Annotated in this window: 11 protein-coding genes; all 11 read right to left on the minus strand. The window is 39.7% G+C overall.

Going from position 1 to position 13,265, the window contains the following annotated elements:
• Positions 1–34 precede the first annotated feature (34 nt).
• Positions 35–1,393, minus strand: a complete 1,359-nt coding sequence (gene mtaB / locus LJY09_RS22560; protein WP_025750549.1) for a tRNA (N(6)-L-threonylcarbamoyladenosine(37)-C(2))-methylthiotransferase MtaB — start codon at positions 1,391–1,393, stop codon at positions 35–37.
• Between the two features lie 5 nt (positions 1,394–1,398).
• Positions 1,399–2,151 (minus strand): 16S rRNA (uracil(1498)-N(3))-methyltransferase, encoded by a 753-nt coding sequence (locus tag LJY09_RS22565; RefSeq protein WP_228307433.1) that lies wholly within the window; start codon positions 2,149–2,151, stop codon positions 1,399–1,401.
• Between the two features lie 19 nt (positions 2,152–2,170).
• Positions 2,171–3,112, minus strand: coding sequence for a 50S ribosomal protein L11 methyltransferase (prmA, locus tag LJY09_RS22570; RefSeq protein WP_028411654.1), 942 nt, complete (start codon positions 3,110–3,112; stop codon positions 2,171–2,173).
• Positions 3,113–3,229: 117 nt separating this feature from the next.
• On the minus strand, positions 3,230–4,360 hold the full coding sequence (gene dnaJ, locus LJY09_RS22575) for a molecular chaperone DnaJ (protein ID WP_013059241.1): 1,131 nt from the start codon (positions 4,358–4,360) through the stop codon (positions 3,230–3,232).
• Between the two features lie 235 nt (positions 4,361–4,595).
• Positions 4,596–6,413: a molecular chaperone DnaK gene (dnaK, locus tag LJY09_RS22580; RefSeq protein WP_014458181.1), complete on the minus strand. Its 1,818-nt coding sequence runs from the start codon at positions 6,411–6,413 to the stop codon at positions 4,596–4,598.
• Positions 6,414–6,443: 30 nt separating this feature from the next.
• Positions 6,444–7,004, minus strand: a complete 561-nt coding sequence (grpE, locus tag LJY09_RS22585; RefSeq protein WP_028411655.1) for a nucleotide exchange factor GrpE — start codon at positions 7,002–7,004, stop codon at positions 6,444–6,446.
• A 105-nt stretch (positions 7,005–7,109) separates the two neighbouring features.
• A complete protein-coding gene (hrcA, locus tag LJY09_RS22590) occupies positions 7,110–8,138 on the minus strand; it encodes a heat-inducible transcriptional repressor HrcA (RefSeq protein ID WP_013059244.1) in 1,029 nt (342 codons plus the stop codon).
• A gap of 91 nt (positions 8,139–8,229) precedes the next feature.
• Positions 8,230–9,369, minus strand: coding sequence for a radical SAM family heme chaperone HemW (hemW, locus tag LJY09_RS22595; protein ID WP_228307434.1), 1,140 nt, complete (start codon positions 9,367–9,369; stop codon positions 8,230–8,232).
• Positions 9,370–9,544: 175 nt separating this feature from the next.
• Entirely contained in the window at positions 9,545–11,368 is a 1,824-nt protein-coding gene (gene lepA, locus LJY09_RS22600) for a translation elongation factor 4 (RefSeq protein ID WP_013059246.1), read from the minus strand.
• Between the two features lie 128 nt (positions 11,369–11,496).
• A complete protein-coding gene (locus LJY09_RS22605; protein WP_028411657.1) occupies positions 11,497–11,832 on the minus strand; it encodes a YqxA family protein in 336 nt (111 codons plus the stop codon).
• Positions 11,833–11,916: 84 nt separating this feature from the next.
• Positions 11,917–13,029, minus strand: coding sequence for a GPR endopeptidase (gpr, locus tag LJY09_RS22610; RefSeq protein ID WP_028411658.1), 1,113 nt, complete (start codon positions 13,027–13,029; stop codon positions 11,917–11,919).
• Positions 13,030–13,265: the final 236 nt, after the last annotated feature.

The raw sequence follows: 13,265 nt of genomic DNA on the forward strand, positions 1-13,265 counted from the left end.
AAAGCTGCGCAAACACGCAGCTTTCCAATAAGTGTTATGAGCTCATTTTCACCTGATCTTGAAGATGAACCTCATCTAGCACGCGAACAAACTCACCTTCATTATAAGGATATCCAGCTTTTGAAATTTTCACTTTTACAAGCTTTCCAACCATTTCTTCTGAAGCTTTAAACACAACCTTTAAGTAGTTATCAGTATATCCTACATATAAACCACTTTCAGGATCTTCTTTATATTTTTCTTCCGGAATTACTTCTAGTACTTCTCCTTCAAACGTTGAAGCATATTCTTTTGCCAATTGGTTTGAAAGTTCGATTAAACGGTGCACACGTTGATTTTTTACTTCTTCATCAATCTGGTCGGTCATACGAGCTGCTGGCGTACCTGTACGTTTAGAATACGGGAATACGTGAAGCTCTGAAAAACCGTGCTCTTTAATAAAGTTATACGTCTCCATAAACTCTTCTTCTGTCTCACCTGGGAACCCGACAATCACATCTGATGTAATCGCTAATCCAGGAAGAGCTTCTTTCAGACGGTTTAAGCGCTCGCCAAAGAACTCCATTGTATACTTACGACGCATGCGCTTCAATACCGTATTTGAACCTGATTGAAGAGGGATATGCAAATGACGTACAACCATTTCTGACTGATCTAGTACCTCTATCACTTCGTCCGTAATTTGACTTGCTTCAATTGACGAAATACGAATGCGTTTTAATCCTTTTACTTGAGACTCTAAATCACGAAGAAGCTGGGCAAGATTGTAATCTTTCATGTCTTCTCCGTATCCGCCAGTGTGAATACCTGTTAACACGATTTCTTTATAGCCTGCATCCACTAGCTGCTGTGCTTGTGCTACTACTTCTTTAGGATCACGAGATCGCATTAAACCGCGTGCCCATGGAATAATACAGAATGTACAGAAGTTGTTACAGCCTTCTTGAATTTTTAACGAAGCACGCGTACGGTCTGTAAATGCCGGTACATCTAGCTCTTCATATACGCGTGTTTTCATAATGTTTCCTACACCGTTAATCGGCTGACGCTCTTTTTTAAATTGTTCAATATAATCAAGCATCTTAACACGATCTTGTGTACCTACTACGATATCAACACCAGGAATGGCCATAATTTCAGCTGGCGAAGTTTGAGCATAACATCCAGTTACACAAATAACCGCATCTGGATTTTTTCGCACAGCTCTGCGAATAACTTGACGGCTCTTTTTATCTCCTGTATTTGTTACCGTACATGTATTAATTACATATACATCGGCAGTTTGTTCATATTCAACACGCTCATAGCCTTGGCCTTTGAACAATTGCCAAATTGCTTCTGTTTCATAGTGATTTACTTTACACCCTAGCGTGTGAAAAGCAACTGTTGACATAATCGTCACCTCATTAACTCAGTTTGATAAGATATAGCAGACAGCGCATATAATGGAGCTGTTTCTGCTCGTAAAATCCGCGGACCAAATCCGCTTATTGTAAATTCATTTTCTTCTAATATTTCTACTTCCTGCTCGGTCAAACCACCCTCGGGGCCTACAACCACAAGCACGGAATTGCCGGGTTTTAAAGCTGAAAGAACAGCGTGCAGATGAGATGTTTCTCCTTGCTTTGCTCTTTCTTCATAGGCTACAACTTTATGAGTATAGTCACCGCTAATTTCTACTAGTTTCTTAAAAGAAATTGGGGCTTCTACTGCTGGTACAATCGTACGATGAGATTGTTCTGCAGCCTCTTTAGCAATCTTGTTCCAGCGATCTACTTTTTTTTGACTCTTTTTATCATCCCATTTAACAACTGAACGAGCCGCAATAAAAGGGATAAACCTATACGCTCCAAGTTCTGTCCCTTTTTGGATAATAAGCTCGAGCTTATCCCCTTTAGGCAGACCGTTCACAATTGTAACATGGACTGGAAGCTCTTTTTCTTCGCTTATCCATTCTATAATAGATGCTTTCACTTCGTTAGCGGAAATATTTTCAATTTCACACAAAGCAGCTTGCCCCTGTTCATTACAGGCAATAAACTGTGATCCTTCATTCATTCTCATGACGCGTGAGATATGATGGGCATCATCTTGTATCACTATGACACTTTGCTCTTGAAATTGATCATTTGGCAGAAAATAACGTTGCATCTTGACACCTTCTCACTTGTTAAGCTTGTTTTTGCGCAATAATTGCTACCCAATCTTCCATAAGCGTTACTTCTTGAATAACAAAGCCCGCTCCCGTTAACGCTTTTTTGACATCTTCTTTTTTCGCACTAATAATACCTGATGTAATGAACATGCCTCCTGGCTTTAATACCTTTGCAGCATCGTCTACAAAACGAACGATTACCTCAGCTAGAATATTCGCCACAACAATGTCAACCGGTCCTTCTATGCCTTGCAATAAGTTGTTTTGACCTACTGTTACGATATTTCCAACTTGATTCAGTTCAATATTTTCGCGGGCAGAACGTACGGCTACTTCATCAAGATCTAGAGCTTGTACATTACTTGCTCCTAACAGGGCTGCGCCAATACTTAGCACTCCTGAGCCTGTACCCACGTCAATAACGGTATCTCCTGCTTTCACTGTTCTTTCCAATGCTTGAAGAGACATAACCGTCGTTGGATGCGTACCTGTACCAAAAGCCATTCCGGGATCAAGCTCGATAATCAATTCATCTGTGCTTACTTTCTCATAGTTTTCCCAAGTTGGTACAATCGTAAAACGCTCTGAAATTTTCACAGGGTGGTAATATTTTTTCCAAGCAGTGGCCCACTCTTCCTCGTTCACTTCACTGATCGTAACTTTGTTAGCTCCTAAATCAAAGTCGTAAACAAGCAGTCCATTAATTTCTTTTTTGATACCATCCACAGTTTCTGCTAAAAAGCTGTTAACTGGAAGGTATGCTTTAATCACTACACCTTCCTCTGGGTAGTCTTCTACGTTTAAATCATAGATTTCACCAAAAGTTGTATCTCTGTCCTTCACTAAATCAGCAGGATCTTCAATGACTACCCCGCTAGCTCCTGATTCATGTAAAATATGTGAGATGGGTTCAATTGCTTCTTGCGCTGTATGAATACAAATTTCAGACCATTTCATTGCTACCAACTTCATCCTTTCTGCCTTCAGTAATATAGGATTTTAAATATGAACATGACAGATGACAGGTTGGCAAAGTACCTTTACCAACCTGTCTCTGTTTATTATGAAAGACAATTATTCTCCTTTAATTGCTCGTTTTACTTTTGCAAAAAAGGAATCATGCTGCTCATCAACGGCTTCTTGACCGCTCAGTTCAGCGAACTCACGCAATAATTGTTTTTGTTTTTCTGATATTTTCGTTGGCGTTACAACGCGAACGTGAATATGCTGATCTCCTTGACCATACCCTCGTACGTTTGCCACACCTTTTCCTTTTAAACGGAATTTCGTCCCCGTTTGTGTACCAGCAGGAATCTTCAGCTTCACCTTGCCGTGTAGAGTTGGTACTTCTACTTCATCACCTAGTGCTGCCTGAGCAAACGTTAAAGGCATTTCGCAGTAGATATCGTCTCCATCACGTTCAAAGAATTCATGAGTGCGCACGTGGAACACTACGTATAAATCTCCCGGAGGACCACCATTTACCCCTGGTTCTCCTTGAGCACTAACGCGCAGCTGTTGACCATCATCTACACCAGCTGGGATTTTAACATTAATTTTACGTCGTTTTGTTACTTTACCGTCACCGTGGCACGTTGCACATTTGTCTTTAATGATTTTTCCCGTACCATTACAATGATGACACGCACGTCGATTTACCACGCGACCAAACGGCGTATTTTGTTCAACGTTTAACTGACCTGAACCATTACAGTGCGAACATGTATCAACTTTTGTTCCAGGTTTTGCACCTGAACCGTGACATGTTTCACACGTTTCTTCACGTGGAATTTCAATTGTTGTTTCTTTTCCGAAAACAGCTTCTTCAAAAGAAAGTGTCATCGTGTATTGTAAATCGGCACCTTGTCTCGGAGCATTAGGGTCACGTCTGCGACCACCACCACCAAAGATCGAGCTGAAAATATCTTCAAAGCCGAAGCCGCCAAAGTCTGAGCCGCCTCCACCAAAGCCGCCAAAGCCTTGATTTGGATCAGTATGACCAAATTGATCGTATTGTGCTTTTTTTTGGTCATCACTCAATACTTCATATGCTTCTTTTACTTCTTTAAATTTGTCAGCAGCATCTTCCGCTTTATTAATATCTGGATGATATTGTTTAGAAAGCTTGCGGTATGCTTTTTTTATTTCATCTTTTGTAGCGCTCTTACTGATACCGAGTACTTCATAGTAATCTCGCTTACTCATCAATACTCACTCCCGAATCGTTTCACATAAACGTAATTGTATCATTATTAATAATTCCATAGCAACATAAAAGTTACTTTCTATTGCTCACGTGCACGCAGAGAGCCAAGAGAAAAACTTCCCCTTTCGCTTTTCCACGTTAAAAAAGTCAAAGCCAAGAAATAAGCTTGACTTTGACTTTTTAAAAAGATGTGAATCGCACCATGGCGTCATTCACGTTAGTCGTCAAGATGCATTATTTTTTGTCGTCGTTTACTTCTTCAAACTCTGCATCTACAACATCATCATTTTGAGCGCCTTGTTCACCTGCTTGCTGAGCTTGTTGAGCTTGCTCATACAATTTTACAGTTAACGCTTGAACGATTTCTTGAAGTTCATCTTTTTTCGCTTTGATTTCTTCAAGGTCATTCTTTTCAATCGCAGCTTTTAAAGCATCTTTTGCTTCGTTAGCTTTTGTTACTTCAGCTTCTTCTACTTTTCCTTCAAGATCTTTTAATGTTTTTTCAGTTGTAAACACTAGTTGATCTGCTTCGTTGCGTAGTTCCACTTCTTCTTTACGTTGCTTATCAGCATCTGCGTTTTCTTCCGCCTCTTTTACCATACGTTCGATTTCGTCATCTGATAAACCAGTTGAAGATTTAATTGTAATAGCCTGCTCTTTGTTTGTACCTAAATCTTTTGCACGAACGTTTACGATACCGTTCTTATCAATATCGAATGATACTTCGATTTGAGGTACTCCGCGTGGTGCAGGAGGAATGTCTGTTAATTGGAAACGTCCTAGCGTTTTATTGTCTGCAGACATTGGACGCTCACCTTGAAGAACGTGAATATCTACAGCCGTTTGGCTATCTGCAGCCGTTGAGAATACTTGTGATTTGCTTGTTGGAATTGTCGTATTACGCTCAATTAGCTTTGTAAATACGCCACCCATTGTTTCGATACCTAATGATAAAGGCGTTACGTCTAGTAATACAACGTCTTTTACATCACCAGTTAATACGCCACCTTGAATTGCTGCACCAAGTGCAACTACTTCATCAGGGTTTACACCTTTATGAGGATCTTGACCAGTTTCTTTTTTGATTGCATCTTGTACCGCTGGGATACGAGTTGAACCACCAACTAAGATTACTTTATCAAGTTCGCTTGCAGAAAGACCTGCATCTTTTAAAGCTTGACGCACAGGGGCCATTGTACGTTCAACAAGACCTGCTGATAACTCGTCAAATTTAGCACGTGATAAAGATACTTCTAAGTGAAGAGGACCAGCTTCTCCAGCAGTGATAAATGGTAAAGAAATTTGTGTAGATGTTACGCCTGATAAATCTTTTTTCGCTTTTTCAGCCGCATCTTTTAAACGTTGAAGCGCCATTTTATCTTTGCTTAAATCAACGCCGTTTTCTTTTTTGAATTCAGCTACTAAATAGTCGATGATTACTTGGTCAAAGTCGTCACCACCAAGGCGGTTGTCACCTGCAGTTGCGCGAACTTCAAACACGCCGTCGCCAAGTTCTAGAATAGATACGTCAAACGTACCGCCACCAAGGTCATAAACTAAAACTGTTTGATCTTCATCTGTTTTTTCTAATCCGTATGCAAGCGCTGCTGCAGTAGGCTCGTTAATAATACGCTCTACTTCTAAACCAGCAATTTTACCAGCATCTTTTGTTGCTTGACGCTCAGCATCATTAAAGTAAGCAGGAACTGTGATAACAGCTTTTGTTACAGGCTCACCTAAATACTCTTCAGCATAACCTTTTAAATGTTGAAGAATGATAGCTGACATTTCTTGAGGCGTGTATTGCTTGCCTTCAGCTTCCACCTTATGGTCTGTACCCATATGACGTTTAACTGAAATAATTGTGTTAGGGTTTGTAATAGCTTGACGTTTCGCTACTTCCCCAACTTGACGCTCACCGTTTTTGAATGCCACAACTGATGGCGTTGTACGGTTTCCTTCTGGATTTGGAATTACTTTTGGTTCGCCGCCTTCTAATACAGCGACACAAGAGTTAGTTGTACCTAAATCGATACCAATGATCTTACTCATTGACAATGACCTCCTTCATAATATGTAGTGTTATTGATTCACTTTAACCATCGCAGGGCGGATGATTTTATCTTTTAATTTGTAACCTTTTTGAAGCTCTTCTACTACCGTGTTCGGTTCGTATTCATCGTCTTCTACTTGCATCACTGCCTGATGCTCGTATGGATCAAATGTTTTCCCAACTGACTCAATTGCTTCAACACCTTCTTTTTGAAGTGCCTCTACCAATTGACGGTATACCATTTCTACACCTTGTAGCACAGATTTGGTTTGTTCGTCCGCTGTGTTAACTTGTAATGCACGTTCAAAGTTATCAAGTGCTGGTAAAATATCCGCAACCAATGATTGAGCACGGTATTTTTGAGCAGCTTCTGCATCGAGACGTGAACGACGACGGAAATTATCGAAATCAGCTTGTAGACGTAAGTAGCGATTCTCTTCTTCTTCAAGCTGTTGCTTTAATTGATCATTTTCTTGTTGAAGAGGGTTTACTTCCTCAGACGCTTCAGCTTCAGTTGCTTCAGCAGCTTCTGTTTGAACTTCTTCAACCACTTCTTCGTTTTGTTCTTCTACTTGCTTTTCGTTTGACAATTCATTCACCTCCCTTAAATGTTTACACACATTTTCACATTTTAAACAACGATTTTTATTTTATCACAGGGAAAGGATGGAAGTAATATATTCCACCCGATTCCTTTATTCTTTATACAAGTTTGTTAACACTTGAGACATATCTGATGATAGCAGTGTAAGCAAACTAATCACACGCGCATATTCCATGCGGGTCGGTCCCAGTATAGCAATTGTGCCGAGCTGTTCGTGACCAAAAGAATAACTAGCTGTAATTAAGCTGCAGCCTACCATTTCATTCAACTTATTTTCATGACCAATTTTCACGTGTATGCCAGCCTCATTTGGGCTTAGCAGCTTATAAAACTGCTGTTCATGTTCAATAATGTTGAACAGCCCGCGAATTTTATTAAGATCATGAAATTCCGGCTGAGCAAACATATTCGTTTTGCCGCCAACTACTAATTTGCCATTCATGTTGAGCTTTAATGCATCATTGAGTATATCCATCGTCTGCTCATACCCTTGAATGTGGCTTTTTAAGAGCGTCGCTACTTCTTTGTACATTTTATCATGTAAATCAGTAATGCGAACGCCGATGAGCTTTTCGTTCAAAATGTTAACCATCTTTTCAATATCGGAAGGTTGAATACTGCTCGGTAACGTAATCGTCCGACTTTCAACGTGTCCTGTATCAGTCACAATAATGGCAACAGCTGACTGAGCCGTTAAAGGTAAAATCTGCAGCTGTTTTAACTTATGGCTGACCGCTTTTGGCCCTAGCACAATGGACGTTAAACTCGTTAAATCAGATAAAATTTGCGCTGATTTTTGAACGAGCTGCTCCAGTTCTACAATGCGCTCAGCAAATACCGAACGTACTGTAGAAACATCGCTTGCTTTCAAGTGCTGCGGGGACACTAGGTGATCAACATAATAACGATAGCCTTTCTCAGACGGAACGCGCCCTGAAGAAGTATGAGTTTTTTCAATAAATCCAAGTTCTTCTAGGTCTGACATCTCATTACGAATCGTAGCCGAACTAAAATTAAACTCTTCTTTCTTAGATAATGTTCGAGAGCCTACAGGCTGCGCAGATCGAATGAAATCATCAATAATGACTTGTAAAATTAATAACTGTCGATCAGTAAGCACGCTTCATCACCTCTGTTAGCACTCTAAAACTCTGAGTGCTAAATCTAATAATAAATTACCAAATCACTATAGCGATGTCAACGATTTGGTATTAGATTATCCCAATAAAGGCTTGAAAAACTTCATTCCCCAAAAATCGACCATTGTGTGTTAAAAAGACAGAACTATTGTCTTCACCCAAAAGTCCTTTCTCTTTGTATTCTTGAATAGGTTCTCCAAATACATCTTTTAATTCTCGATTGAATTTTTGCTTAAACTCCTCTTTTGAGACTCCTTTCGTTTTACGAAGGCCCAAAAACATTTCTTCTTCCATTTTTTCAGCCTCGGTCACGCTCACTTCATTAAGATATGCATTTCCTTTTTGCTCGACTGAATCAATGTACTTTTTTAATGGTCCAATATTTGCTCGTCTTATTCCGTCAATATAGCTATGTGCGCCTGCACCAATTCCGTAATAATCGTCGTTGTTCCAATATGTTAGATTATGAATACTCTCGTAGCCTGACTTTGCGAAATTACTGATTTCATATTGATGAAAACCTTGTTTGTCCATTTCTTTCATAAGCAGCTCATACATAGCTGCTTCTTCTTCTTGAGCAGGCAGCGGCAGCTTCCCTTTATTCATTAAATTATAAAATACCGTTTTAGGTTCAATAATTAACGAATAGGCAGACATATGCTCTACCTCTAATGAAAAAGCGGTTTGAAGCGTAGAAGAAAAATCAGCTACCGTTTGTTCCGGCAAGCTATAAATTAAGTCTAAGCTTATATTCGACATTCCAATCTTTCTCGCTTGCTCAATACAATCAAATACCTGCCTATTTGAATGCACACGTCCAATTTTCTCCAATAACCTTTCATTAAACGTTTGTACACCAATACTTAAACGATTCACGCCATAGTCATGGAGAAGCTGAAGCTTTTCTTTTGTCAATTCATTCGGATTCGCTTCAAATGTAAACTCACCTTTCTCATCATAAGGAAGATACATACGAATGGATTCTAAAAAATACTCCAGCTGCTGTTCATCTAAGGCTGTGGGCGTTCCACCCCCAACGAATATCGTGTTCAAATTGGTCGTTGGATAACGTTCGACTGTTTGTTTCATTTCTTCTCGCATGTTTTCCAAATACGGCATAACGGGCTGATTTTTGAAAAACACTTTATTAAAGTCACAATAGTGACAAATATGATGACAAAACGGGATATGCAGATATGCTGCCTTCACCATGGACTTTCACCTCAATCACATTTATAAATGATAAAAATACCGCAGAGTCTCTCTGCGGTATTTTTATCTATGTTCGTTCACACTTATTTACAGCGCTCAAAACTCTTTACTATCGTATCAGATTCGCTTCATTTTCAAAACTAATTTGACATGTTAAATAATAGAATTTCAGCTATTAATCTTCGTCCATGCGAAGCACAGCCATGAATGCTTCCTGCGGTACTTCAACAGAACCGACCTGCTTCATACGTTTTTTACCTTCTTTTTGTTTTTCAAGAAGTTTACGTTTACGAGAGATATCTCCTCCGTAACATTTTGCTAAAACGTTTTTGCGAATAGCTTTAATTGTTGAACGCGCCACAATTTTTTGACCGATTGCGGCTTGAATCGGCACTTCGAACTGTTGACGTGGAATAAGCTCTTTAAGCTTTTCTACAATGACTTTACCACGATCGTAAGCTGAATCTCTGTGAACGATAAAGGACAGCGCATCGACCGTTTCACCGTTTAAGAGAATATCCATCTTCACAAGCTTCGAAGGCTGATATCCGATAAGCTCGTAGTCAAACGACGCGTAGCCTTTTGTATTTGATTTTAGTTGATCAAAGAAATCATATACAATTTCAGCCAGCGGAATTTCGTACACAATACTCACGCGATTAGCATCCAAGTACTGCATATCAATAAAGTTGCCTCGCTTCTTCTGACAAAGCTCCATCACAGCACCAACATAATCATTTGGTACCATCATTGTGGCCTTCACATACGGTTCTTCCACGCGTTCAATCTTTTGTGGGTCCGGCATATTAGAAGGGTTATCTACAGACAGATGAGTCTCGTCTGTTAAATATACGTCATAAATAACGCTTGGAGCTGTTGTAATTAAATCAATTTTAAATTCACGCTCAATACGCTCTTGGATAATCTCCATGTGAAGCAGTCCTAAGAATCCACATCGGAAACCAAACCCTAAGGCCTGAGACGTCTCTGGCTCAAACTGAAGTGCAGAGTCATTTAGCTCTAACTTTTCTAGTGCTTCACGAAGATCGTTATACTTCGCTGTATCAATCGGATACAGTCCGCAGTATACCATTGGATTCAGACGACGATAGCCAGGAAGAGGTTCACTTGCTCCGTTTTTGGCAAGAGTAATCGTGTCCCCTACTCGCGTATCTCCAACATTTTTAATAGCTGCTGTTAAAAACCCTACGTCGCCAACAGAAAGTTCATCTTTAGCAACGGCTTTTGGCGTTAACACACCTAGCTCCGTTACCTCAAACTCTTTTCCTGTTGCCATCATTTTAATTTTGTCGCCTACTTTTACTCGTCCCTGTACGATACGAATAGATGCAACTACACCTCGGTATGCATCATAAAATGAATCAAAGATTAGCGCTTGAAGCGGTGCATCTGGATCCCCTTCAGGAGCAGGAACTTTTTCAACAATTTGTTCTAAAATTTCTTCGATTCCAATTCCTGCTTTAGCTGAAGCTAATACAGCTTCCGACGCATCTAATCCAATTACGTCTTCAACCTCTTGGCGCACTCGCTCTGGCTCTGCGCTCGGCAGGTCAATCTTATTAATGACAGGTAAAATTTCAAGGTTGTTATCAAGCGCTAAATATACGTTTGCTAGTGTTTGAGCTTCAATACCTTGAGCTGCATCTACTACTAGAATAGCACCTTCACACGCGGCTAAACTTCGCGACACTTCATATGTAAAATCGACGTGTCCCGGTGTGTCAATTAGATGAAAAGTATACTCTTCTCCATCTTTTGCTTTGTATTGAAGCTGCACAGCATTTAATTTAATGGTAATTCCACGTTCACGTTCTAAATCCATCGAATCTAAAAGCTGAGCTTTCATTTCTCGCTGTGTTAACGCATTTGTTTTTTCTAAAATACGGTCTGCTAATGTTGACTTACCGTGGTCTATATGAGCAATAATCGAAAAATTTCTGATTTTCGATTGTCGTTTCAATCTTGCTTCTCTATCCATATTTTTTTCACTCCTACTGAAAATCGGCAAAATACACTAAACTAAATTATAACAACACATTCGTCAACATTCAATAAGCATTCCATTGGGGATTTTTCCATACAAAAAAGCAGAAAGAGATTCTGCTTTTAATTAAGAAGATGATGGATAGCCTTAAAAGCTTTCCCTATTGTACTTTTCACGCCTTCCGCTAGACTTTGACCTAGCGAGGAGAAAAAGTTAAAAGCCTTTCGTTTTTCTAAAAGCTGCTGTTTTTCATCAATGTTCACAACTTTTTTTGAACCTAAAACAGCAGCTTCCACCTGACCATCTGACGTTTTAGACACATTAATAACATGTTCAATCGAAGGATCATTATATCCCTTCATTTTAATCAGCCCTTGCTGAGCCGTCTGCATTCCTAAAAATACGACGAACAGTAAAAAAATAGTTAGCACTACTGATTTTAAAGTAAATTTAATCATATTATTAGGCCCCTTACTTCTTTATCTTCTGTAGTACTAACCATTATGACTATATTCTGAAGAACTCATTCATCTAAAAGCGTATTAATGAGTATATGCCCCAAAGTTCTCTTGGTCCACTTCATGATGCAAAGCAGCGTTAAGTCCTCCTGCAACTACATTAGCCATATCTTCAATAAACATATCCACTTCTTTTGGTGTAACCATCAAATTATGACCTAAAGGTGCAAGCACTTCATGAATAAGACGTCTTTTTTCTTCATCGGGAAGAGTGCCAATCATACCGAGGTACGTTTGACGCTGCTCTTCATTGGGTAAATCATCCTCCGTGAGCTTCTTTTTTTCTCCAAACGTCATACCGGACGGAAGCAGCGACTTAGACGGCTTTCCCTGCTCTTTCATTTCTCGGCCGAAATGTTTTAAGATAAAGTCAATTGTATCGCTTGTAATGGACACAGCATCCACCACCGTTGGAATACCTATTGCAATAACTGGAATGCCAAGTGTTTCATAACTGATTTCTTTGCGCTTGTTTCCAACCCCAGACCCAGGATGAATACCTGAATCTGAAATTTGAATGGTAGCATTTACCCGTTCAATCGAACGAGCGGCCAGCGCATCGATTGCAATAATAAAATCCGGATTCACTTTCTTTACAACGCCAAAGATAATATCACTTGTCTCAATACCCGTCATTCCCATTACTCCCGGAACAATGGCGCTAACGGGTCTAAAGCCATCTTGCACGCTTTCAGGCTGTAACTCAAACAAATGTCTTGTAATCAACAAATTATCTACTGCCTTTGGTCCAAGCGCATCTGGTGTCACACTTAAGTTTCCAAGACCCACTACAAGACAGCTAGCATCATCTGGAATGTTGAGGCTTTTAATAAAAAAATTCAGCTCTTTAGCAAATACTTCTTCCATAGCCTCTTGCTTTTCAGTATCCTGCTCGCGAATGCCTACCGATTCAAGGGTTACATATCGGCCTTTTTTCTTACCGATTGCTTCTGCCCCCTCTTCCGTAATTTCTACCATTGAAATTTTGACACCTTGTTCTTCTTTTTCTTTTACAATTACGCCGTTGATTTCTGACTGGTTATTCGGTTTAGGCTGATTTTCTAACGCTATGTCTTTTGCTTCGACAGCTAGATCCGTGCGCACGCTATATTGACTTAAATCAAGTTCTTTTTCCATTTCTTAACCTCCTAGACAATCTTTGTTGAAATTATTGTCACCGAGGACTGGCAGATTCATGCATTTAAGAAACGAAAAGTAGAAGGAAGGGCGCAATATCAGCTACAAGCTTTTAAAGAGAGGTCTGTCATATAAAATTCCTTGTCAAGGCTATTGCATTCTGTCCTTGTGTTTGATAAAATATCTTTTGTTCTTATTGTGAAGAATGTCGAGTTCTATATAATCTCGATTGTTAT

Origin of the sequence: Priestia sp. J2 (assembly GCF_020790095.1) — a bacterium.
GTDB lineage: Bacteria > Bacillota > Bacilli > Bacillales > Bacillaceae_H > Priestia > Priestia zanthoxyli.